Genomic DNA, 26,156 nt, shown 5'->3' with positions numbered 1-26,156 from the left:
AACAGACTATAGGAGGTGCCGCTATGGGGCGCATTCTTTTGAATCACGTGGAAAAACGTTATGGCAAAGATGGCGGATATGCCGTCAAAGATTTCCATTTGGAAATACACGACGGAGAATTTCTTGTCATGGTAGGTCCGTCCGGCTGCGGGAAATCAACGACACTCAGGATGATCGCCGGCTTGGAGGATATAACATCAGGGGAACTTTATATCGGAGATCAATTGGTCAACGATTTGCCGCCGAAGGACAGGGATATTGCGATGGTATTTCAAAATTACGCCTTATACCCGAACATGAGTGTGTACGAAAATATCGCGTTCGGTTTACGCCTGCGTAAAATGCCCAAACACGAGATCGATCTAGCAGTTAAGAAATCGTCGAGAATACTGGAAATCGAACCTTTTCTGGATAGGAAGCCAAGGCAACTCTCTGGCGGTCAGCGCCAACGTGTAGCCCTCGGCCGGGCCATTGTCCGTGATCCCCAAGTGTTCTTAATGGATGAGCCTCTATCCAATTTGGATGCTAAACTGAGAGTCCAAATGAGAACGGAGATCATTAAGTTACATAAGCAGCTTGGCGTGACGATGGTATACGTGACGCATGATCAGGTGGAAGCGATGACAATGGGACATCGCATCGTCGTCATGAAGGACGGCATTATCCAGCAGGTAGATACGCCTCAGAAGATTTACAATAATCCGAGAAATATGTTTGTTGCCGGATTTATCGGAACGCCGCCTATCAATTTAATCGAGGGGAAAATTACGGAAAGCTCAGACGGCAAGCTGGAGTTCCATACCAACCGGTATTATTTGGAAATCCCCTTAAATCAATCGAACATTTTAAAGCAAAAAAATAAAGTGAACAGAACGGTTGTTTTAGGAATCCGCTGTGAGAATATCCATGTAAACCTGGAAGTGAATGATGCTAACATTCATTCCCATTCTCGAATTAGCGGGGTTCAAAAGATCAACGAATTGATGGGGGCGGACATGTATTTGTACATGGATATCGGCATGCCCAATCTGCTGATTGTTCGAACACGTGCTGATCATAACTTTGAGGAAAATGAGAAGCTTGTTCTTTCTCTCGATATGCAGAAAGCGCTATTTTTCGATAAGGAGTCAAAGGACAATCTATTGTACTAAATATACAGCGGAGGGATGGAGTTGAAGGTGTTTTTTCGAACCCGGGTATGGATTTCAATGATGCTGGCACTCGTATGTATGTTCAGTCAAACGCTTCCCGGTTTAGCGGATACAAGCCTTTCATCGGGGACAGATGATTCGAAGACAACGAGCATAGAAAACCAGGCGAATTCATCCAAGCAACTGGATCCTTATTATTTTGAAAAGCTTGATCAATGGAAAAAGGAAGGCGCTTCGACCGATCATAATGGGAAGATTACAATACTCGGATCGAAGCTCGCCGGTCAGTCAGCCGACGCCAATGTTTCTATAGGGCCTTATAATGAAAAAAATGGCGTTTTGATCTGGAGTGCCCTAAGGGATGAATGGATCGAATATGAAGTGGATGTGGCGCAAGGCGGATTGTATACGATTGAAATATCGTACAATCCTTTCATCGGTACGAAATACCGTAAGCCGCTTGCGTTGAACTTGACTTTGGACGGCTCCAATCATTTTCTGGAATCTAAATCCGTGCAATTATACAGACATTGGAAGGATAAGCTTCCGATTCGTAAAGATGAAAGAGGCGATGAAATTCGTCCGACAGCCGAGGACGTGTCCGGATGGTTAACGTGGGAATTGCGCGACTTAGCCGGGGCATACGAAGATCCGCTGCAGTGGTACTTAAAGCCTGGGAAGCACAGAATCCGTTTGGCGGGCAGTGACCCAATGGCGCTTGAATCGATTACGTTCAAAGCAGCGGGCAAAACGGCGGATTATAAAACCGTAAAAAGCGGACTGCCATCGGGAACCACTCCTGTGCAGGCGGATCCGATCGTTGTCGAAGCGGAACAGGTACAATGGAAAAACGATTCATCCATACCGCTCGCTTATGATAACGATATTGCCTCTATGCCCTATGTACGGGGTCACATTACTTACAATGTGATTGATGGACAACGGTGGGCATCGAATAATCAAGAGATCAGTTGGAACTTTGACGTACCGGAGACCGGTTACTACAAAATTGCCATGCGCGCGGATCAATCGTTCGTGTCCAACCGATCATCGTTCCGACAGATCATGATTAACGGTAAAGTGCCGTTTTCTGAACTGAAAGCGTACCGGTTTTTATATGCGTCAGGATGGAAAGAAATTGCGCTTGCCGACGATCAGGGCAAGCCCTATGAGTTTTATTTGCAAAAAGGTACCAATGAAATCTCGATGCGCGTCACACATGCTCCCTTGAAACCGATTGCTTACGATCTTGAAAATGTAATTTCCGATTTGAGAAAGCTATCCCGCGATTTATTAACGCTGACAGGCGGGGTGGACGATAAATATCGGACATGGGATATTAATAAAGATCTTCCGGGATTTATTGAGCAGTTTAACGATTTAAACAAAAATTTGAACGGAATTCAAACACGCCTGGAAACGATCAACGATCGTTCGGATGCCGTTTCACAAGCCTTGTTAACGGTCAGGAAAGATATCGAATCGTTGCTGAAAGATCCAGATGAAATTCCATATAATACAGGCAAAATGATTACGCTGCAAGGCAAGTTGGCTGACCAGATCAAGCAGCTCAGCTTTCAACCACTCCAGTTGGATCGCCTTTATGTCGTTCCGGTTGAGAAACCGTTTCCAACCATGGTAGCGTCTTTTTACGAAAAAATGGAAGGTGCGGTCGTGAACTTTTTCAATTCTTTTAAAGCAAAGGGAAGTAAGAAAACAGATGATAAAGTACTCGATGTTTGGATGTTGCGCGGACGGGATTACGTCAATATGCTGCAAAGTTTGGCGGATGAAATGTTTACAACGCAAACAGGAATCAAGGTCAGGGTGAACCTGCTTAAAGATGAGAAGCTGCTCGTATTGATGAACGCAGCAGGAATTGCGCCTGACGTCGCGTTAGGCTTGCAGCAAGATATTCCGTTCGATTATGCAATTCGTAATGGTATATATGATCTGAAGCAATTCCCGGACTTCGAAACGTTCTATCAGCGTTTTGCCCCGGGTTCGTGGACGCCATTCCAATATAACGGAGGCTTCTACGGTGTACCTGAAACGCAAACGTTCCAAGTGATGTACTACCGGAAAGATATTTTGCAAGGTTTGGGCTTGCAAGTTCCCGACACGTGGGATGAACTTTACAAGATGCTGCCTGTGCTTCAACAGAACGGTATGAACTTCACACCAGTCGAACATAGTGTTTTCATGCAGATGCATGGAGCGGAATACTATCAGCAAGACGGTACGAAATCGGGTTTGAGCTCGGAAAAAGGATTCGAAGCGTTCAAGAAATGGAGCGAATTGCAAAACAAATTTGCGATTGATCAAAGGATGGATAGTTTCTACCAGCACTTCCGGAGTGGAACGTATCCGATCGGCGTTGCCGATTTGAATACGTACCTTCAATTGACCGTGGCAGCACCCGAACTTAATGGTTTGTGGGGGGTCGCTCCGATTCCCGGAGTTCGGCAGGATGACGGGACGGTAGTTCGATGGTCGGGCGGAAACATGCAGGCTTCGACCATTATGAAAAACGGGAAGAATCCGCAGGAAAGCTGGGAATTTTTGAAATGGTGGACGTCTGCAGAAGTGCAGGAGAGGTTTGGAACAGATTTGGAAACGCTCAATGGTGTTACGTTCCGCTGGAACACATCCAATATTGATGCGTTCGTGCAGCTTCCGTGGAAAGAAGATGATCTCAAAGCCATATTGGAGCAATGGAAATGGTTTAGGGAAATTCCTAACGTACCCGGCAGCTACTTCATGGAACGTGAGCTGCTAAATGCGTGGAACCGGACCGTGGTCGACGGGATGAACTATCGAACTTCACTGGAAATCGGAATGAAAGAAGTGGACCAAGAAATCCAAAGAAAACTGCAAGAGTTCAAATTTATCGATACAAACGGTAAAGTAATACGGTCGTTGAAACTGCCAGTTATTACGAAGCCTTGGGAAGGGGTGGATAAGTATGTTGAAAAGTGATTCGCAAGTGCTTCCTGGTCTGCATACTTCCACAAACAGGGTGAAGAAAAAGAATCCTTCTTTTTTGCAAACGATTTGGTCATACCGGACGTCATATTTATTCGTAACACCTTTTATGATCTGTTTCACTCTCTTTATTTTTCTTCCGGTTATTTCCGCTATTTTACTTAGCTTTACGCATTATAATTCAATTGAACCTCCCGAATTCGCCGGTTGGGACAATTTCCGGCGCATGCTTTCCCAGGATCTAATATTGATCAAACACGCTTTGCCGAACACCATCACGTTTGCATTAATTGTCGGACCGGGTGGATATATCGCCGCTTTTATGTTGGCGTGGTTAATTTCGATCTTGCCTGGTGTTTACCGTAAATGGTTTACGCTCGCCATGTATACACCATCCTTGGCGGGCATGGTTGCCATGAGCATTATTTGGACTCCGATGTTGTCCAGTGATCGGATCGGTTATTTGAATAGTGTTCTTCTTAATTTTGGCTTCATTAGCGAACCGATATTATGGGTTAACAGCAAAGAATATTTGATGGGCTCCATGATTTTCGTCACGCTTTGGAAAAGCATGGGGATTGGTTTTCTAGCCATGCTGGCCGGTATTTTGAATGTGAATTCGGAACTGTACGAGGCTGGAAGGCTTGACGGTATTCGAAGCAGATTGGAAGAAATTTGGTACATTACAATTCCTGCGACAAAGCCGCAAATGCTTTTCGGCGCAGTCATGGCCGTCGTCGGGGCGATTCAATCCGGAGGAATAGGAACTGCGCTTTCAGGAATGAATCCGACACCTCAGTATTCCGGTCATGTGATCGTTACCCATATTGACGACTACGGCTTCACACGTTTTGAGCTCGGCTATTCGACTGCGTTATCCGTTCTCCTACTTATATTTATTTATTTCGCCAATAAGCTATGTAATAAGTTATTCGGCACAAAGGAGGACGAATAAAATGAATAACGTGGTAGCTCTCCGAAAATTCAATTCGTGGCGAAAACGCAAACGACTGCGCAAGTTCAGCCCTACAGAAAAAGTTTCGATGGTTATACTCGTTTTGATGAGTATCTTCTTGCTGCTGCCATTGATCTATATTTTTAATCATGCGTTCAAACCGTATCATGAGCTGTTTATTTATCCGCCGAACATATTCGTAAGGGAGCCCTCTTTTCAAAATTTTTTGGAATTGGTTTCAATCACGAAGAGCACGGCAGTTCCGATAACCCGTTATCTTTTTAACAGCTTTGTCGTAACCGGACTAGCTGTCGTTGCAATCACCATCGTAAGCGCCATGTGTGCTTATCCGATTTCTAAACACAAATTTCCTGGGCACAAAATTATGTTCGCGACGATCCTTTTGACGCTTCTGTTCGTGCCTGAGGTCGTTGCAATTCCCCGGTACTTGATCGTCAGCAATTTGGGCATTTTTAATACGTATTGGGGGCACGTCCTGCCGCTCGTAGCCGTACCGACCGGCGTGTTTCTCATGAAACAGTTCATCGATCAGCTACCGGATGAATTGCTCGATTCCGCTAGAATTGATGGAGCTAAAGAGTTTACGCTTTTTATAAAAATTGTCATACCGGTTGTTATGCCCGCTATTGCGACCATCGGGATCATAGCATTCAATTCCGCATGGGGGAATACGGAAACATCAGCGATGTTCATGCAGGATGAAGAAATGAGAACATTCCCGTTCTACATGGAGACGTTGACCAGCGGTTTGGCGAACAGTGTGGCAAGGCAAGGCGCTGCGGCTGCGGCTGCGATGCTCCTGTTTTTACCGAATTTTATCATGTTTTTGGCGTTCCAAAGTAAGGTCATCGCTACAATGGCACATTCTGGTATCAAGTAATAATAATGAAGGATTGAGGGGGATAACGAACCGATGGGCATTCAACAGAATGGGCGAGAAGTGGATAAATGGGAACGGTTCGAGCTTATGTTAAAGGGACCTTCTGGAGGAAATCCGTTTCAAGAAGTTCAGCTATCCGCCCGATTTCAATACAAGAACCTCATTGTTGAGCCAGAAGGCTTTTACGACGGAGACGGAACGTACCGGATCCGCTTCATGCCTGATCGAACTGGCGTTTGGCGCTATGTTACCCGAAGCAACAGAAGTGAATTAGATGGTCATTCCGGCGAGTTCGTATGTGTGGAGCCATCTTCCGGGAACCACGGTCCCGTAAGGGTAAAGGATCAGTATTTGTTCGCTTATGAGGATGGTACGCCTTATATGCCGTTCGGCACTACGTGCTATCACTGGACTCACTACAATGAACAGCTGGAGGAGCTTACTTTACAAACGTTGAAAGGGTCTCCTTTCAATAAAGTAAGGATGTGTCTTTTGCCTACGCAGGATATGCGTCCCCCTTTGCGGTTGCTTTTCGTAGGAACAAATCCGGAAGATATTGACAAAACGCAATTCAATACCGATTTTTTTGCCCATTTGGAAAAGCGGATCGACGATTTGATGCAGCTTGGCATAGAAGCCGATCTCGTCTTATTCCACCCGTACGATAAGGGGTATTGGGGTGTCGATAACATGGATGCGGAAGCTGATCTTTTTTACTTGCGTTACGTGATTGCGCGCTTATCCGCTTACCGCAACGTCTGGTGGTCTCTATGCAATGAATACGACTTTAATAAATTTAAAACGGTGGACGACTGGGATCGACTTATCCAATTCGTGCAGCATCGCGACCCTTATCAACATCTTCGTTCGATCCATAACGGCACAAAGATGTATAAATCCTCTTGGCTGTACGATTATTCCAAGCCTTGGATTACTCATCAAAGCATCCAACATTGGGATGCGGAGCTTACGACAAGCTGGCGGGAAGCGACTCCGAAACCGATCGTCATTGACGAAATATCCTATGAAGGCAATAGCTCTCGACGTTGGGGCAATATTTCCGGAGAGGAAATGACCCACCGATTTTGGGAAGCCATATGCCGAGGCGGGTTTGTCGGGCATGGTGAATCATTCATCGAGCGGGAGACAAGGGCATGGATATCCTCCGGGGGTAAACTGTACGGAGAAAGTACGGAGAGAATCGCTTTTTTGCGAAAAATCATGGAAGAGGGTCCAGCTGATTGGATGAAGGCATGGCAACTAGGAACTTATGGGCTCTTGTATTTCGGTCATCATCAGCATGCTTATAAAAACGTTGAATTACCTGAAAATGCTTCCTATCACATCGAGATCATCGATACTTGGAAAATGACCATTACACCGGTTAAAGGCACGTTTCGCGGAAGAAGCAGGGTTGACCTTCCAGGGAAATCGAATATCGCTTTACGCATATTGAAGGTAAGTGAAGCAAACTCGGCAGGAGGAGATCAGTCTGAAGTTAACTAAGGAAGTGGAACGCTGGGGAGTGTTTGAGTTGACCTTGGAAGGTCCCTCCGAAGGGAACCCGTTTAATGATATACAGCTTGGCGCTCAATTCAAGAAGGGTTTACTCTATGCTGAAGCGGATGGATTTTACGATGGGAATGGGAAATACCGCATACGGTTTATGCCGAAGGAAGAAGGCGTTTGGGCTTTTACAACGTCAAGCAATTGCTCGGATCTGAACGGGATTGTGGGAGAGTTTACCTGCACAATTTCTGAGGACGGCAATCATGGACCCGTCCAAGTAAAGAATGCTGTTCATTTTCAATATGCGGATGGTACACGGTTTATCCCGGTTGGCACGACTTGTTATGTATGGCATCTGCAAAGCGAACAACTTCAAGAGCAAACGCTGCGTACTCTGCAGCAATCGCCATTTAACAAAATCCGCATGTGTGTTTTCCCAAAAAGTTACGTGTTTAATAACGCTGAGCCGGATGCCTATCCTTTTGAAGGTTCGCCGGAACAAGGTTTCGATTTCTCCCGCTTTTGCCCGGAATATTTTGCCCATTTAGAACGAAGGGTAAAGGATTTGGCAGATTTGGGCATAGAGGCGGATCTTATACTGTTTCATCCGTATGACGAAGGACGGTGGGGCTTCGATGAGATGTCACCCGATGAGGATGAGCATTACCTACGCTATGTGATCGCACGTCTCGGCGCTTACCGCAACGTGTGGTGGTCGCTTGCCAATGAATACGACTTAATGAAGCATAAAAAGACCGAGGATTGGACGCGCTTGTTTCGTATTGTTCAGGAATACGATTATGGCGGACACTTGCGCTCGATCCATAATTGTCGAACATGGTATGATTTTGGCGTTCCATGGGTGACGCATGCGAGTATCCAACATAACGACGTGAGAGTTGCATCGGAAGCCACCAAACAATACGGAAAACCGGTCATTATTGACGAGTGTGGGTACGAGGGTAATCTCGATACTCGCTGGGGAAGTTTGACACCTGAAGAGTTAGTTTGCCGGATTTGGGAAGGAAATTGCCGCGGGGGCTATGTAACTCATGGAGAATCGTATTTGAATGCAGAGCAAGTGCTTTGGTGGTCGCATGGAGGGGAACTTCATGGACGAAGCGTTCGGAGAATCGATTTTATGCGTGGTATTCTTCAAGATGCGCCTGGTCAAATGACATACAGCAGCGATCGGCTTGATGCCGCCACGTTGGAGGTAAGGGGCGAATATTATTTGCAGTACTTTGGCCCTCATCGTTTTGCATTCCGCGAATTTTCGCTGCCTGATGGTAAATATGAAGTAGATCTGATCGATACATGGAACATGACCATCACGCCACTAACTGGGTCGTATGAAGGACGATTCCGAATCGATTTGCCTGGGAAGCTTTATTACGCTTTGAGAATTCGAAAAATGACTGATTCGTCTAAAAAATAGCTTAATCAGGGAGAGATGTCATTGGAACATTTGCGGAAATCAACTGGAAGTACAAAGTTATGGTATGAAAAACCGGCAAAAACGTGGAATGAGGCATTGCCGATCGGCAACGGACGTCTGGGTGCGATGATATTCGGAAAAGTAAATCAAGAACGCCTGCAATTGAACGAAGACTCGGTTTGGTACGGCGGACCGGTGAACGGAGACAATCCGGATGGTCGGCGATATTTTCCGGAAGTAAGGCGTTTATTAAGTAAAGGGAAACAAATTGAGGCAGAAGAGCTGGCGCAAATGGGGTTAATGTCCAATCCCAAATCCATGCGTCCTTATCAACCGTTGGGTGATTTGCATTTCTACCACGACGGGGAAAAAAAGATGATTTCCAATTATTACAGGGATTTGGACATTGAGCAGGGTATCGCCCATGTCAGCTATTGCCTAAACGACGTTCTCCATGTAAGGGAATTGTTCAGTAGTGCGGTCGATCAGGTGATGGTTATCAGGATCACGTGCAATCGGCCTGCAACATTGAATCTCAGGATGCATTTGAGCCGTAGACCCTTTGACGAAGGTACGCAAAGGATAGCCCATGATACTTTGATGATGAGCGGAGAAAACGGAAAAGATGGTGTGACGTACTGCACGGCAGTGAAAGCTATTCCAGAAGGTGGAACGGTGGATGCAATCGGTGATTTCCTCACGGTTCATCAGGCGGAAGCTGTTACCATTTATCTTTCGGCTGCAACCACATTTCGACATGAGGATCCTCAAGCCGAGTGCATTCAACAGCTGGTTCATGCAGCAAGCAAGGGATATGAGCGGGTTAAGAAGGATCACGTATCGGATCATGCCTCTAAATTTGGGCGTGTAAAGCTGGAGCTGGGCAGTCCCAAAGATGCCGGTGAAACTGAAATACTACCTACCGATGCTAGGTTGCAACGATACAAAGAAGGCGGGGAAGATCCCGGGCTTATTTCGCTGTTTTTCCAATATGGGCGTTATTTGCTAATGGCCAGTTCCCGCCCTGGTTCAAATCCTGCGAATTTGCAGGGCATTTGGAACGAAAGCTTTACTCCGCCGTGGGAGTCCAAATATACGATTAATATTAACACGGAGATGAATTACTGGCCTGCGGAAATTTGTAATTTGTCCGAATGTCATGAACCTTTGTTCGATTTGATCGATCGCATGCGTCCTCATGGCAGGAAAACAGCACAAAAAGTGTACGGCTGCGGAGGGTTCGTCGCTCATCATAATACCGACATGTGGGGATCAACTCAAATTGAAGGGAATCATATACCAGGTTCGATTTGGCCGATGGGTGCCGCTTGGTTGTCTCTTCATCTCTGGGAACACTACCGGTTCGGCTTGGATGACCAATTTCTTCGTGAACGGGCGTACCCTGTGATGAAGGAAGCGTCCGAATTTTTCCTGGATTACTTATTTGAAGACGAAAAGGGACGTCTCGTTACGGGCCCCTCTACCTCTCCCGAAAATAAATTCATCGGTCCCGACGGAAGCGTGGGTTGTCTGACTATAGGTCCTTCCATGGATACTCAAATCATCTATACATTGTTCAGCGCTTGTATGGAGGCTTCCAACATTCTTCAAACGGATGAAACAATACGGGAGAAATGGGAAACTACACTTCGCAAGCTGCCGCAACCGCAAATTGGCAAACACGGGCAGCTGCAGGAATGGGTGGAGGATTGGAACGAAGTACATCCTGGTCACCGCCACATCTCCCACTTGTTCGCGCTCCATCCTGGAGAAATCATTCATGTGAGGCATACACCGGAATGGGCGCAAGCGGCTAAACGTACGCTGGAACGCCGGTTGGAGAACGGGGGCGGCCAAACGGGATGGAGCCGAGCGTGGATCATTAATTTTTTTGCTCGCTTGGAAGATGGGGAACAATCTTATGAACATCTTCGCTTGCTGCTTTCCCTCTCGACATTACCGAATTTGTTCGACAATCATCCACCGTTTCAGATTGACGGAAATTTCGGCGGAACTGCGGGAATTGCTGAGATGCTCCTGCAATCGCACCGTGGGGAGATTGCGCTGCTTCCGGCCTTGCCGAAGGCTTGGCAGCGCGGTAGAATCAGCGGTTTTCGCGCTCGTGGCGGTTTCGAGATCGAGATGGAATGGGAGAAGGGCGAGCTTACCCACTGTGTCATAAAAGCGACGAAAAGCCAATTATGCACCGTAACATGCAGACGCCCGCAATCGGCTCTTATTGTGGAAACAGATGGGAAACCGGTTGAAACCATTACTTCGGAGTATTTGACCAAGTTCGACGCTGTTGAGGGTAAGACGTACGTGCTCACAGCAAGGAAGCAGACTCAGCTTGAAGAAGCGAAGATGGTAACCAACATATAGCGTTGGAAATAGGATCATGTACAAGGCCACCGTTATCGGTGGCCTTGTTTGTCGTCGTACAGCCTATCCTCAGTCATCCTCGGCGACTTTTTGCACAGCCACTTTTGCTGCAATGATGTTTTTCATCGTTAGATTCAAGTTGAGGTAGCATTGCGATTCCTGCAACGATGTTTTACATCGTTATGAGTGGGATTGGGAGTATGACGGTACATAAAAGATTGATGTAACGATGTTTTACATTGTTGCAAGGGATCTCAATCTTCGTTTCTGTGCTGTAACGATACTTTTCATCATTACGTCACAGGTCAGCAAATTCTGCTGTTATGGAATGTGATAAGAGATAGACGTACATTCGTTGCTTACCGCGTGCACCGTAGCCGTCGATTACGATTGCCAACCGGACGTACCCACGAATGAACGCAAAGTCGATAAATCGTGTGCCGTCGCGAAAGTCCTGGATTTCATACTCAGGTACCAGATTGTCAAAGTTTGAGAAGGCGGGCCACCATACCTCCTTAGGAAAAAATAAAGCCGCTCCCCAGTCAGGATAACCTGAAACTGAGCAGCGGCGTGTGTTTCACAACCGTATATCTATTGAAATATTATAGCACAAAGCTGAAAGCTACTGCTACTTTGAAAATTGTCTATCTTTGGAATAGATAAAGACAAGGCTCCTGAACCCTGTGTCCAAAGGCACACATTACACCATCAAAATGATTCAATCATTGTGGTCGAATGATCCCTAAAAAAAGCATGAACAGCCTATAAATGTTTTTTCGTTGTGATGTAATGTAGTAATTAAGAGGTGATACCATGGAATTTATTAGACCTGAGAATTATTTGCCAAGAAAGCAAAATATACCGGACTTAAAGAAATACGGAATCGGCTTGATCGGCTGCGGGAGCATTGCGAATACGGCGCATTTACCCGCCTATCGTAAATATGGATTGCATATTGCGGCTGTCTGCGACGTCAATGAGGAAGCGGCTCGCGCAACAGCGCAAAAATTTGATATTCCGTTCTGGACGACCAATGTCAATGAACTATTGGAAAATGATGAAGTAGGCATTATAGATTTGGCGATCCATCCTGAACCGAGACTGGAAGTGCTGAAACTGATTGGCAAGGCACCTCGGCCGGTATTATGCCAAAAGCCGTTAGCGCTGGATTTGGAGCATGCTCAGGTGCTTAGACAAGAGGCGAATCGGTTAGGTATCGTGCTTGGCGTGAACCAACAGGCTCGCTGGGCTCCAGCTCACAAAGCGCTGAAGATGGTACTTGAGCAGGATCTCATAGGTGAGGTATACAGCATTCACCATGATATGCGTTCCTTCCAAGACCAAGCTGGCTGGTGGTGGACGAAAATGAACAATTTCAATATTGTCGATCACGGAGTCCACTATGTGGATTTGTGCCGATATTTTAATCCTAATCCCGAAGAAGAGTGGTCCCGGGTTCACTGCACGACAGCGCAGTTGAAGCAGCAGAACGCGATTGACCCGCTGATCTATTCGGCTAACGTCGAGTTTGGTCCGAAAGGCGGACGAAACCCGCTCATGGCTTCGCTTCATTTTAACAATATTGCAAAAGCAAGCCGTTCCCACAGCAACACATGGTGGATTGACGGGACGGAAGGTAGCCTCTGGTGTACGCAAGAAACTCTCTATATGGCGCTGAACAAGCATAAAAACGTCGTGCACGAGATCAAGCTGAAAGGAACTTGGTTCCCTGACGCCTTTGCAGGCTCCATGATCGCATTCATGACTGCCATGGAGGACGGCAAGCGCCCGCCAGTCACTCCGGAAGATAACATACAGACCGTGGCCATGACGACTGCAATGGTTATTTCCAGTCAAGAAGGATGCGTGGTGGAAAGAACGGATGTGTTGAAAGGAAGCGATCAATCATGAACAAACTCGGTATTATGAGTTACATATATCTTGGCTGGAGCGCGGAAGCAATCGCCGAAGACGCGAGCAAACACGGGTTAGCTTATGTGCAGATCGACCCGAAGCAAGCTATGCAGGTGATGGACGATGAGCCGTTTTCTCTGACTCGTGCTGAAAAAATCCGTACCATCTTTGAGAATAAAGGGATTTCCGTCGTAGGCTTGTCGGGATACACCAATTTGCTGAACCCTAACCTACAGAAAAGGGAAGACAAATTAAAACAGCTCGAGAAGATGATCGACCTATGTTCAGCTTACGGTACACGGTATATCGCGACAGAAACAGGAAGCCTACACCCTACCAACGCTTGGCGCGATTTTGAAGGAAACCGGACCCCTGAAGCATGGGATGAGCTGTTGAAAATGGTTGACCGTTTGCGGAACCGGGCTGTGAAGAACAGTGCCGTATTGTTGATCGAAGGATTCGCGCTCAATGTGCTGGCGACTCCGGAACAGGGTGTCCGCTTGATGGAACAGCTCGGAACCGAAGGGTTGGCGCTCATTATGGATCCTTTCAATTATTTGACGCAAGAAGATTTGAGCCGACAGGAAGAGGCTATGGCAAACATATTCGACTGCATTGCCCCTTATTCTCCGATTGCGCATGCCAAAGACGCACTTTACGGAGACGGAGGATTTACAACACCTCGGGTTGGGGCGGGACAGGCGGATTGGAGCGTGTATGCAGCGCTGCTCGCCAGTCGATTGCCGGATGTTCCGTTGATTCTGGAGCATGCAAAGCCGGAAGAAGTAGCGGAATGTTTGGATTTGATCCGAAAATCCTTTGAAAGTGCAGTTAGGATGTGAAGGATTTCTATGACGCATAAACCGAGATTGGGTATACAGGGTCCTGTCGTCGCATGGCAGGACTCATGGGCAGGCGAAGCTTCAGAGCTTATTATGCGGACGGGAACGGGAAGTATTTGTCCATCTCAAGACCGAAAGCCTGAGCCTGAAGAATTTCTACACGCCTTGCACGAGTTGAAAGCGGACTTTTATGTTCATCACGTGATTCCAGAAATGAAAGGGTATTCAGAGCTCTTGGCAGATATCGCGGAAGCGGGATTAGACATTTGCCTCGGCAACGAATACGGAAATATAAACGGGCCCTGGACGGAAGGAACGAACCGGTACGACGTGCCCGATGAGACGATCATGCAAGCAGCGCGCTCGGGTCGGTGTATCGGACTGCTGTACGATGAACCGGAGCATCTGCAAATTAACGCAGGACAGTATCGGCATGACGGGTGGTTCCCACATTGGGGCAGCACCGATGATAGGAAATTAGAAGAGTCGCGCGCCAAAGTTGAGCAGTCGGTTCAATCCCATGTCCAGCATGTACAGAGCGTTGTGGAGCAAGCCGGATCACCCCGCACAACCATGCCATTAATTGCGGAGCATGTGTTTCCTACCATGTTCCACACGTTTGCCAGAGCGGGAATGGACATCTGTCCCAAAATTATGAAGGAATCTTTTCAATCCTTGCAGCTATCCACCGCATTAGGAGCGGCCAAACAATATGATAGATCGCTTTGGATTTGCGCCGATTTATGGGGTCCGGATACGGGAAGGTGGTTCACCCGTTTTCAAGGATTTCCCGGCCACTCTCCGCAAGAATTTGAGTCTGCTTTGAAAATGGGCTACTTGATGGGACCGTCCCATCTGTTCGTGGAAAATATCGATGTCCTCTTCAGACATACCTCTACCGGATTTGAAACAACTGAATTCGGTGAAGTATGGAAAGAGTTCGTCCGTAAATTTATCCCTGACCATGCGTTGACCTGGCACCATTCGCAGGCGAATCCAGATATCGCAATCATTCATTCGGATGACGGTAATTACGGACAAAATGAAAGGTTGTTCGGCAATAGGACACTGGTTGATTTGGGCGGTTCCCAAAGCGTGTTTCACATCTGGCATTTGCTTAGCCGAGGAACGATACCTGCTCACGGCAGCTGCATGCATATCCCAGGCTACGACTTTCCAAGACACGAATTGAAAAGAGACGTAGCTTACGAACAATTTCCGTTAGAACAAGGGTATGTTTCAAGTGATGGAAGAAGGGTGCACCCGTTATTTTATCCGGTTCAAAATGTCCTTGCTTTTGACAATCAAGTCAGCGCAGAACAGCTGGGCCGACCGAAATTGATTATGGTTGGAGGGTCGTCTCTTTCCGCCGAAACACTGTTTGCTGTCATTAAAAGGGCAGAAGATGGGGGAGTCGTCGTGATCGCAGAATGGCTGCTCCCTCCTGATTGTTCGGAAAAGCTAAGGAAGAGTGGAAAAATGGGCTTTGGAAAGTGGATCGTCACGAACGATTTTTTGGATGAACGCGTGAAAGAAATCGTTGAACCCTTTTTGGGGGAGGAACGCTGCTGGACGCAGCGTTTTGGCACGACAGAAGTAAGGATGTACCCAAAGGACAGGGACGGGTATACACTCGATTTTGAGATCGCAGCTGTATGAATCGAATCCAAGCGGTACGGTTTCGGTAGAGGGGGAGATAAGTTTGGAGCAAATCAAACATCAGGATCCGTTTGCGGAGATTGCCTTCCGCGAACATCCCGGAAATAAAGACGAATTGCGGGAGATTCCTCCTGTAGCTTATGAAAAAAAATATTTCACGCCGGGATCGGAAAAAGCGACGAACGTATCTCTTTACACCTACGAGGAACAAATCGCATTTTTCCATGAAGAGTTGAAGCTGCTGCGTGAGAAGTACAGCCCGTTTATGAGAAATTTGGCTTCCTCCTCTACAATGCGCCGTAACCGACAGGCATGTAAGGAGTTTCAATTTCGGTATCAATCGTCTGAGGACGCCAACTTTACGAATGTGTTGGAAGGAGCAGGGGATTGGGAATCAGTAATGGTTCCTGATTTCCGCGGACCGACGGGAGAAAACGGCAAATGGACTGGATTTTACCGAAGTGAATTTCCCTATGCTCCCGTTCCCGAAGGAAAGAGAGTCTACCTCGTATTTAAAGGGGTTGACTATAAAGCGACGGTATACCTCAATCGCAAGTGCATTGGCAGCCATGAGGGGTTCTTTGCTCCTTTTGAATTTGACGTAACTGATTTGCTGCAGGACCTCAACACGCTGGTCGTTGAAGTGTATAACGATTATCCGATGATGGGGGTAGGCGGTACGAAGCTGGATGGAGATAAAATGTACGCGGCGACTGGCCCGGGATGGGACGATGCATACAGCGGCTGGAGCCACTGTCCACCAGGTGCCGGCATATACAATTCAGTCTATTTGGAAGAGCGGTCTACGTTGTTTATTCAAGATATTTTTGTGCGGCCGAATATCGATGACGGCTTCGTAGAAGTATGGATTGATGTGGTTAATACGACGAATAATCTGAAGGAAAACTTCGAATTGATTCTTGATATCATGCCGAAAAACTTCACCGGTCAGGGAATCGGACCCATCTCGTTTCAAGCGGCCTACGCCGGTCCGGGTCTCAATTATTACCGCTACAAGGTGGATTTCCCGTCTTTCCGGATGTGGGAGCCGGAAACTCCTTTTTTATATATAGCTCGCGCTCAAGTGAAAAACAAGACAGAATATTTGGATACCCAAGACCGCACCTTCGGCATGCGAAAATTTCATATGGATGAAAAGGACAGCCCGAAAGGTACATTGTATCTCAATAACCAACCGATTATTTTAAGAGGCGCCAATGAAATGGGGCATTTGCAGCAATGTGTTATGAACAACGATTTCGAGCAGTTAATTGACGATATTCTGATCGCGAAACTTGCTCATATGAACTTTTACCGCATCACACAGCGTCCTGTTCAGGAAGAAATATATGACTATTTCGATATGCTCGGCATGATGCATCAATGCGATCTTCCAACGTTCGGATTTATCCGCCGCAACCAATTTGTTGAGGGGGTCCGGCAGGCGGCGGAGATGGAGAGACTGATCCGCAGTCACCCGTCTTCGGTCATGGTATCGCTGATTAATGAGCCTTCACGTACTGAAAAGAGGCGAAAAGGCCACCGCCATTTGCATCGTAACGAACTGGAAGCCTTCTTCGTTGCCGCCAGACAGGCGATTTTCATTGAAAATCCGGATCGTGTAGTCAAAAACGCGGACGGGGATTACAATCCTCCTACCCACGAAGGACTGCCCGATTTTCATTGTTATAACATGTGGTATACGAACAATACGATCTCTGTAGGTAAAATGTATAAAGGTTTTCTTCCCTCGATTAGGACGGGATGGAAGGCGGGATGCGGGGAATATGGCACGGAAGGTTTGGATAATGTCCAGTTGATGATGAACCGTTATCCGAAAGAATGGCTTCCCTCTTCTGAGAAGGAGCATTGGCTGCCAAACCAAATTAAAGGCGCTCAAACCTACGGTTTGCATGGGGATTGGTATGCCGAACAGCATACGATTCGCGAGTGGGTCGAGGCGAGCCAGAGGCACCAATGTTTGGCGACGAAGCTGATGACAGATGCATGGCGAAGGAGGGCTGATTTGGTGGTTTCCACCGCCATTCACCTGCTCATTGATGCATGGCCAGCCGGCTGGATGAAAGCTCTCGTTGGTGTTGACAGGATTCCGAAACCGGCGTACTTCACGTATAAGGAATGTCTGGAACCGGTACGCATCCATCTAAGAAGCGACAGGTGGAAGGTGTATGAAGGGGAAACACTTGAAATAGAAGCCTGGCTCTTGAACGATACGGCGAAGGAATATGACCGGTGCCGTGTCGTCGCTACGCTTCGGGATGATAACCGGGATTACGGCAATTATGAAATGACAGGCACTGTTCTTAAGGCGACGTCCCGATATGCAGGCACGATCAGCTTTTCGGTTCCATCGATTATAGATAGACAGACCTTGTACATGGATGCCTGCTTATTGGATGAAAACGGGGAATTGATAAATAAGGAAAGATTTTCTTTCGAGGCATTTGCGAAAATGAGACATCCGAAATCGCAGAAGATCACTTTTCTAGATACGGAATCAGAACTCCTCTGCTCCTTGCTAAACATAGAAGGTCAATCTTATGACGGAGATACACAAAAAGAGGGCACGCTTGTCGTTTCTTCTAAGGAAGTATTTGATCGCCATCAAGTATCCATTCTCGAGAAAGTCCGTAACGGTGCGGTAGCCGTTATGATTCTACGGGGCCCAGAAAGTGACACTTGGGATATCGAGAATACGACGGTCCGAACAGTCAAATTACGTGGGATGTATACCTTAGCCGTTCAAACCGATGACCCGCACTTGCAGTGGATGAAAGCGGACGATTTCTCCTATTTTTATCATTTGACGAACGATAGGATAGATGGGATAACCAATTGTTACCTGCAAGGAGAAGGGATCGAACCTATTGTGTTCGCATACCACCCTCAAGGCGAGCCCGATGGCAAACCAAAGCTGCCTGTCGTGGGAGTGAAACGGCTCGGAGAAGGGCAAGTCTACTTCGTATGCTTACCATTATCGGGTAGAGTGGGATTCAATCCAACGCTGGACCGATTCTTAATTTCCTTATTAAAGGAGAGAGGAGTGGATGAGAATTGTACGCCATTATTAGCCGAGATAAGCAAAAACGGGCAGAAATAGCGGGCACTAGTAAAGGAATACAGCTCACTCTGCGAAGCAATGGCGAGCAATCCCCTCATTTCACGGGACATTTAGATGAGATGCTCATCTGTTCCTTCGGAAGACCGTGGCGTTCAGATTTTGTGTGGTTAGAGGATGTACAGATCATCTCCGAGTCGGATTTGATACGAATATGCGGGAAAATGGAAGCGTTAACCTTCACAATGGAGCTTGCCTTCGACGAGCATCATTTATTAAAAATAAACGCGACTTGGGAAAATCAGACGGACCGCACGCTGCATGATGTCGCTGCGGGATTCCTATTCGTACTGCCAAGGTGGAGCAAGGAAATAATTACGATTCCCCACATGATCTACAATAACAATCCTTCCGCTGATCCGAGCCGGGTTGTTCCTCGACTTGGGCTAGGTCCTGACAAAGGATTTATTTGTGAAGAACACCGATTACCGATCCCCTGTGTGAATGTGGAGTGGACGGAAGCTGCCGAGGCTCGCTTCATCTCCTTGTTTTCGGTGCCTGCGTACATGGAATCAGCGGATGGAGTCGTGCACTACGGCTCGCTTGGAGCGATCCAAGAGGAAGACCGAATTATGCTGGCAGCGATGAGCGGAGTCTTGATGTTTAATGGCGAGAAGGATATGTATTATGTGGGTAAAAACAAAACGGGACCTTATAACAATGGTTATGTGGACATCACACCCGGTTTTTCATTAACCAAACAATACGCTTTGGATTGGGGAGTTGTTGATCATCCCGGGCAGGGCTTCCGCGAAATTGTTCGCAAAGGCATGGAGCTGTTTGCACCGGTAGGGGCAAAACCGCTCGCACTCGAAGAGATGATCCGACTGAAGAAGAACGCTCTGGACGATAGATGGAGAACTGGCGAAAATGGGGCCGCTGGCTATGTGAAATTTTCCGATTCAAATGAGTTCGGCAACGTCTCTAAACGTCCGCTGCACTATATGTACGGGTGGACGGGACAATGCTTGAAGCTGGCATGGTGCGATGCCAAATTAGGGTTTACCCACGGCCAGGAAGAACGGATCTCCCATTGCGAACAGGCCGTTGATTTTTATTTGCGCAAAAGCCGTACTAACGTTCCCGGTATTAGACACAGCTCTTACCGTCTAGTGGAGGGACAATGGGATGGCTTCAACTGGAATAAGCAGGCTGTCGTTTCCAGCCGTGCTCTCGGGGAAACCATAGCCGATTTGGCGGAAATCATCCTTTTGTTCCGAGATATGGGCAGGGAAGTTCCGGCTTACTGGGTGGAGGCTCTTAGCGAATCGACTGATTTCTTCCTCGCCGGTGCCCTACCGTCAGGCATTTATCCGGCAGCATGGCTGTTGGATGGCAGTTCAACGGAAGATAGGATTACAGCAGCTGGTCTTCCTTGCCTGATCGCTGTTGTTAAGTCTTACCGGGTTACAGGTGAAAAGCGGTATTTGGATGCTGCCGAAACAATGATGCAGCGTTACTATGAGCTTCATGTTAAGACATTCGAACGGCCGTTTGCATGCTCAACGCTCGATGCGAACTGCGAGGATAAGGAAGCTGGTATGTACTTCTTCCTGGCTGCTTATGAATTGTATGTCTTAACAGAAAATGAGCGCTACAGTGAATGGGCCGAAATATCGGGGGATTGGCTCCTTACTTATGTTTATATGTGGAATCCGGTGTTTGATCGGGGGTCACAGTTCAGGAACGCTGGGTTCACCGCTACCGGATGGCCAGGAGTCAGTGTGCAAAACCATCATCTTGACGTGTTTTTTCCGACATACGAATTTTGGCATTTCGGTCGATTAACTGGCAAAACGCAATATGAGCGTCTAGGTCGAATGGTGTTCGATGCCTTGGGGCAGGGAATATGTACGAAACCTGGAGAATGGAATTTCACCGTGGTTGGTGAACAGGGAGAAGGCTTTTTCCAAACGCATTGGCATCACCGGGGACATAGTAACAAATGGAATCCATCCTGGGTGACAGCGCTTGTTCTACATAATGCCTTGCGATTCCTAGATGCTGCTGAGTGATAATGAAGAATGGGGGACAATCACGTGAACGATAGAGCCATACCGGATTGGGAAAATCTTGAGATTCTGGGGCGGAATATGGAGCCTCCGCATGCCGGATTCATTCCGTACGGCGATGTAGAAACAGCACTCGACAACGAACGGGCTGCGTCGCCTTATTTCCAATCATTGAACGGCAGTTGGAAATTTTATTATTCTGAGAGCCCATTCCAGGCTCCTGAACGTTTTTACGATTCGTCCTTCTCATCAGATGACTGGAATACGATACCTGTGCCGGGCAATTGGCAGATGCATGGATATGGTCGTCCGCATTACTCCAGCAGCTATTATCCTTTTCCAATTGACCCACCTTATGTACCGAACGATAACCCGGTAGGGTGCTACCGCAGAAGTTTTATCATTCCCGATTCGTGGGATGACCGGCAAGTATTTCTTGTTTTCGAAGGAGTCGACTCGGCCTTTCATGTATGGGTGAACGGACAATTCGCGGGGTATGGACAGGGTAGTCACATGCATTCGGAATTTCGGGTCACCTCGCTGCTGCATCCGGGAGAAAACATAGTTGCTGTGCAGGTATACCAATGGAGCGACGGCAGTTATTTGGAGGATCAGGACAAGTGGCGGTTGAGCGGCATCTTCAGAGACGTTTATGTCAAAGCTACCCCTCAAGTCCATATCCGTGATATTGCGGTGCAAACCCGTTTCTGTGAAAATCTCTTAGATGCCGTGCTCGGGCTTCGGCTTAACGTGAAAAATTATACGGACTTAGATTCCGGTAAACATACATTACGAATATTGCTTTTGGACGAAAGTCGACAATCCGTTAACGAAGAAACCGTCAGAGCTTCCCTACTGTTGAGAGCGAACGAGGTGAACGTGCTTGATTTGGAAATTGCCGTCTCAGCTCCACGTAAATGGTCGGCTGAAGAGCCGAATTTATACGCTCTCTTGTTAAAACTGGAGGATGATCAGGGGAATTTGCTGGAGGTTGGGAGGGTGTCTGTAGGGTTTCGATACATCGTCATCCAGGACGGTCAGCTTTTCATCAACGGCAATACCGTGATTTTGAAGGGGGTCAACCGCAACGAATTCCATCCTGAATTCGGGTTTGCCATTCCCTATGAATCCATGATCGAAGATATACGCTTGATGAAACAACACAATATGAACGCAGTTCGCTCCTCCCACTATCCAAACGATACGCGATGGCTCGATCTGTGCGACCGTTATGGATTGTATGTGATTGACGAAGCGGACTTGGAGACCCACGGCTGCCATTTTATCGACAACGAAAGCCATTTGGCCGAGGACCCTAAGTGGAATAAGCCGTTCCTCGATCGCGCCGTACGGATGGTGGAAAGGGATAAAAATCACCCTTCCATCATCATTTGGTCGCTCGGGAACGAGTCAGGCTATGGACCAAATCATGATACCATGGCCGAATGGGTGCGTCTGGCCGATCCCACACGACCTATTCATTATGAACGAGCTAAGGATGCTCCGGTCGTCGATATTGTTAGCTGCATGTATCCCTCCTTGGAAGCTTTGATTTCAGAGGGGGAAAAATCCGATCCTAGGCCTTTCTTAATGTGCGAATTCGCTCATGCTATGGGTAATTCCGTCGGCAATTTGAAGGAATATTGGGACGCCATTTACAAATATCCGCGATTGCTTGGCGGCCTGATCTGGGAATGGGCGGATCTCGGAATCAGGCAAAAGCTCGATTCGGGGGAAGAATGGTACGCATACGGCGGTGATTTCAATGATCATCCGAACAGCGGACATTTTTGTATAGACGGATTGTTATTCCCTGACAGGAAAATCAAGGCGTCGATCCTTGAGTTTAAAAAGGTAATCGAACCGGTGAAAGTAGAGCCAGTCGATGTACTGGGCGGAATCGTGAACATCCAAAATCGATATGACTTTATTTCCCTTGATCATCTTGTCGGATCTTGGTCGCTTCTGTGCGATGGAGAAATTGTGGAACAGGGGGAACTGCCTGAACTTGAAGTACCGGCAAGAGGAGAGGCTACCGTCTTTATCCCTTGGAAAACGACATTCGGACAATTAAATGGTGAGTACTGGCTCCATATCCGGTTTACTTTGCGGGAAGCTTCGCGATGGGCACCGCAAGGGCATGAAATTGCTTGGGCCGATCTGCCGATTCCAGCCAAACCGATTGACCCTTCATTCATCAAGTTGGAGTCGATGCCTAGCCTCCATGCTTCCGAAACAGAAACACTGATTCGGGTAGATGGAAACGATTTTAACATGGAATGGAGCAAAGCTCGCGGTGAACTATCCGCGTTTGAATATAACGGCATACCTCTTTTATCCGCTGGTCCGAAAGTTCAAATTTGGCGGGCGACGATCGATAACGACTCCCGACAGTCGAAAGAGTGGAAGAAGGCGGGATTTGATCAATTAAATCATCGCGTGAACGATATGTCGTTTCAGCTCCAAAAGCACGCTGCGCAAATTACGGTGAAGTCGACGATTGGCGCGGCTGGTCTGGGAAACTGCTTTACAACATGGATGACCTATACGATCTATGGATCTGGTGATGTCATCATCCAGACCCGTCTCGTACCACGGGAAGGACTTCCCCCGCTGCCGCGGTTGGGATTACAAATGGCTATGCCTGACGGTTTCGATCAATTTTCGTGGTTTGGCCTAGGTCCACAAGAGTGTTATATCGACCGGAAAGAGAGCGGGCGTCTCGGCGTTTACAGAGGTTCGGTACAGGATCAATTCGTCCCGTATATTAAGCCGCAGGAAAACGGTAATAAAGCGGATGTGCGTTGGGCTGCAGTAACGAACGCTCTGGGAACTGGTCTGTTTATTGGCGGTTTGCCGATGCTGGATGTCAGCGTGAGTCATTATTCCACTGACAATTTGACCAAAGCGAAGCATACTTTCGATTTAGTTCGTCTGAACGAAACGATTGTCAATATGGATTATCAGCAAGCACCGCTTGGCAATCACAGCTGCGGGGAAGCTCCTCCGCTCGATGAGTATTTAATTCATCCGGTGGACACTATGTTCTCATTACGGCTGAAGCCTTTTTCCACAAGAGATCAGTCTCCGATGAAACTGAGCAAACAACAACCTGGGCCTTTTCAAGTGAAAGACAGTGAGCAGTCTGTACCGATTTCGAAACAGGAGGTGAAACTATGATCAGCCGCAAGTTTCCGAAAATTTTATTTGGCGGTGATTATAACCCTGAGCAGTTCCCGAAGGAAATATGGGAAGAAGATATGCGGCTGTTTCAATTTGCTGGTATCGATATTGCAACGCTCAATGTCTTTTCTTGGTCTTTGAATCAGCCGGATGAGGAGACTTACAGATTCGATTGGCTGGATGAAGTGATGGATAAGCTGCATAAAAACGGAGCCCACGTATGTATGGGTACGAGTACAGCTGCGCATCCGGCGTGGATGGCGAGGAAATATCCAGATATTCTGACTGTTACCTCCGATGGTAAAAAAAGAAAATACGGTAGAAGACATAACTCTTGTCCAAATAGTCCGACCTTCCGCCGTTATGCGGGGCTCATGGCGGGGAAGTTAGCTGAACGGTACAAGAACCACCCGGCTTTACTTCTATGGCACGTAAACAACGAAATCGGGATTCGCTGCTATTGCGACAATTGCGAGAAAGCGTTTCGCGTTTGGCTGAAGAAGCGTTACGGTACGCTGGACCAGTTGAATCAGGCATGGTATACACGTTTCTGGGGACATACGTTTTACGATTGGGATGAAATTGTAATCCCCAGCGCGTTAAGCGAAGGTTTGTCGGGCGGAAATTCCGATCAAACGGCTTTTCAAGGCATCACACTCGATTTTTATCGATTTAATTCCGACAGCTGGCTGGACTGTTATCTCATTGAATACAACGCGATTAAAAAGGAAATACCTGATGCGATTGTCACGACTAACTTTCAAGGGAATGGGACTTACAAACCACTGGATTATTTCAAATGGGCACCTCACTTAGACATTGCGGCACTGGACATTTATACCGAGAACCATACACCGGAAAGCTATATGGCGCTCCGATTCGACCTCATGCGCGGCTTGAAAGACGGTGCTCCCTTCATGTTAATGGAGCAAAGCCCGAGCGTGATTAACTGGAAAACAGTGAATCCTGTGAAAAGGCCTGGCGTCATGCGGCTCAGGAGCTATCAGGCGGTTGCCCGCGGTGCGGAGTCGGTGATGTTCTTTCAACTGCGTCGCTCCCTTGGCGCTTATGAGAAATTCCATGGAGCCGTCATAGATCACGCGGGTCACGAGAACACGCGAGTCTTTAGGGAATGTGCGGAGCTCGGCAAGGAATTGCAGCAGTTGGGTGATCGTCTGTTGGACTCTCGTGTGAAGAGCAGAATCGGCATCCTGTTTGACTGGGACAATTGGTGGGCTGTTGAGCTGGGGGGCGGACCCTCAACCTATATCAAGTATTTGGATCAAATCCAAAAATATTATGACGCGTTTTACGAGAATCATATCCCAGTCGATTTTATTCATGTCGATACGGACTTAAGTCAATACGAGCTTGTGCTGGCCCCACTTTTGTATATGGTGAAACCTGGTTATGCCGAAAAGTTAGAGCGGTTTGTTGCGAATGGCGGGACGTTTGTGACCACGTTTTACAGCGGGATAGCGAACGAGAATGATCTGGTTACACCTGGCGGTTATCCGGGTGAGCTGCGTAAGCTTCTGGGCATCTGGGTGGAGGAGATTGACGCTCTTTATCCAGACCAAAAGAACCTTATGGTCATGAAGCAAGAGCTTGGACACCTTCAAGGATCGTATGAATGCGGTTTAGTATGCGAAGTTATTCATCTAGAGGGAGCGGAATCGCTCGCAGAATTTGGTAGAGATTTTTATAGTGGATCGCCGGCCTTGACCTATCATCGCTTCGGCAATGGTGAGGCATGGTATGCAGCCACTGATCCAAGTCGGGAATTCATGCAGCAATGGATAAAGGCTTTATGCGAACGCAAAGGGATTTCCCTTTTGTACGAAGCGCCGCCGGGAGTTGAGGTTACGCAGCGCGAGAAAGACGGAGTTCGGTTTACTTTTGTGATGAACCACAGCGATCAAATTCAAAAAATGAATGTAGGGAAGAACGTGCAGAAGGAACTGCTGCGCGATCAAAACGTCAGTGGTGACATCGAGCTTGAACCAAAGAGTATCATGATCCTGCAGGCGTAAAAATGTTTAGATGGCGGCCTATGGTACGGAAGCTGGTTTCAGAGAAGGAGGCG

General features: G+C 47.4%; 14 protein-coding genes. All 14 read left to right on the top strand.

The genetic code is table 11. The annotated features are described in order from the left end of the window. Nucleotides 1–23: 23 nt before the first annotated feature. The 14 genes from QFZ78_RS08615 to QFZ78_RS08550 all read left to right on the top strand — a co-directional run bounded on the left by QFZ78_RS08615 (nt 24) and on the right by QFZ78_RS08550 (nt 26,103). Nucleotides 24–1,151, top strand: a complete 1,128-nt coding sequence (locus QFZ78_RS08615; protein ID WP_307546709.1) for an ABC transporter ATP-binding protein — start codon at nt 24–26, stop codon at nt 1,149–1,151. A gap of 15 nt (nt 1,152–1,166) precedes the next feature. Further along, on the top strand, nt 1,167–4,130 hold the full coding sequence (locus tag QFZ78_RS08610; protein ID WP_307546707.1) for an extracellular solute-binding protein: 2,964 nt from the start codon (nt 1,167–1,169) through the stop codon (nt 4,128–4,130). Then, nucleotides 4,117–5,091, top strand: coding sequence for a carbohydrate ABC transporter permease (locus QFZ78_RS08605; protein WP_307546705.1), 975 nt, complete (start codon nt 4,117–4,119; stop codon nt 5,089–5,091). The genes QFZ78_RS08610 and QFZ78_RS08605 overlap by 14 nt, the downstream gene beginning before the upstream one ends. Before the next feature lies 1 nt (nt 5,092). Then, complete coding sequence (locus QFZ78_RS08600; protein ID WP_307546703.1) at nt 5,093–5,992, top strand: carbohydrate ABC transporter permease; 900 nt, start codon at nt 5,093–5,095, stop codon at nt 5,990–5,992. A gap of 33 nt (nt 5,993–6,025) precedes the next feature. Beyond that, nucleotides 6,026–7,498, top strand: a complete 1,473-nt coding sequence (locus QFZ78_RS08595; RefSeq protein ID WP_307546701.1) for a DUF5060 domain-containing protein — start codon at nt 6,026–6,028, stop codon at nt 7,496–7,498. Continuing rightward, nucleotides 7,455–8,939, top strand: coding sequence for a DUF5605 domain-containing protein (locus QFZ78_RS08590; protein ID WP_307546699.1), 1,485 nt, complete (start codon nt 7,455–7,457; stop codon nt 8,937–8,939). The genes QFZ78_RS08595 and QFZ78_RS08590 overlap by 44 nt, the downstream gene beginning before the upstream one ends. Before the next feature lie 21 nt (nt 8,940–8,960). Further along, on the top strand, nt 8,961–11,321 hold the full coding sequence (locus tag QFZ78_RS08585; protein ID WP_307546696.1) for a glycoside hydrolase family 95 protein: 2,361 nt from the start codon (nt 8,961–8,963) through the stop codon (nt 11,319–11,321). 813 nt (nt 11,322–12,134) lie between these two features. Further along, nucleotides 12,135–13,232 (top strand): Gfo/Idh/MocA family protein, encoded by a 1,098-nt coding sequence (locus tag QFZ78_RS08580; protein WP_307546694.1) that lies wholly within the window; start codon nt 12,135–12,137, stop codon nt 13,230–13,232. After that, nucleotides 13,229–14,077 (top strand): sugar phosphate isomerase/epimerase family protein, encoded by an 849-nt coding sequence (locus QFZ78_RS08575; protein ID WP_307546692.1) that lies wholly within the window; start codon nt 13,229–13,231, stop codon nt 14,075–14,077. Before QFZ78_RS08580 ends, QFZ78_RS08575 begins: the two co-directional genes overlap by 4 nt. Before the next feature lie 9 nt (nt 14,078–14,086). After that, the gene (locus QFZ78_RS08570; protein ID WP_307546690.1) at nt 14,087–15,736 is read left to right on the top strand and encodes a hypothetical protein; all 1,650 of its coding nucleotides are present in this window, start codon (nt 14,087–14,089) and stop codon (nt 15,734–15,736) included. Nucleotides 15,737–15,779: 43 nt separating this feature from the next. Continuing rightward, nucleotides 15,780–18,857 carry a glycosyl hydrolase 2 galactose-binding domain-containing protein gene (locus QFZ78_RS08565; RefSeq protein ID WP_307546688.1) on the top strand — a complete coding sequence of 1,026 codons (3,078 nt, stop codon included), beginning with the start codon at nt 15,780–15,782 and terminating at the stop codon, nt 18,855–18,857. After that, on the top strand, nt 18,812–20,890 hold the full coding sequence (locus tag QFZ78_RS08560; RefSeq protein WP_307546685.1) for a hypothetical protein: 2,079 nt from the start codon (nt 18,812–18,814) through the stop codon (nt 20,888–20,890). The genes QFZ78_RS08565 and QFZ78_RS08560 overlap by 46 nt, the downstream gene beginning before the upstream one ends. Before the next feature lie 24 nt (nt 20,891–20,914). Next, nucleotides 20,915–24,067, top strand: a complete 3,153-nt coding sequence (lacZ, locus tag QFZ78_RS08555; protein ID WP_307546682.1) for a beta-galactosidase, LacZ type — start codon at nt 20,915–20,917, stop codon at nt 24,065–24,067. Further along, nucleotides 24,064–26,103, top strand: a complete 2,040-nt coding sequence (locus QFZ78_RS08550) for a beta-galactosidase (protein WP_307546680.1) — start codon at nt 24,064–24,066, stop codon at nt 26,101–26,103. Before lacZ ends, QFZ78_RS08550 begins: the two co-directional genes overlap by 4 nt. Nucleotides 26,104–26,156: the final 53 nt, after the last annotated feature.

It is taken from the genome of Paenibacillus sp. V4I5 (genome assembly GCF_030817255.1).
Classification (GTDB): Bacteria; Bacillota; Bacilli; order Paenibacillales; family NBRC-103111; genus Paenibacillus_E.
Note: the sequence above shows the minus strand (reverse complement) of the source record. Positions and strands in the feature narration are given on the sequence as shown.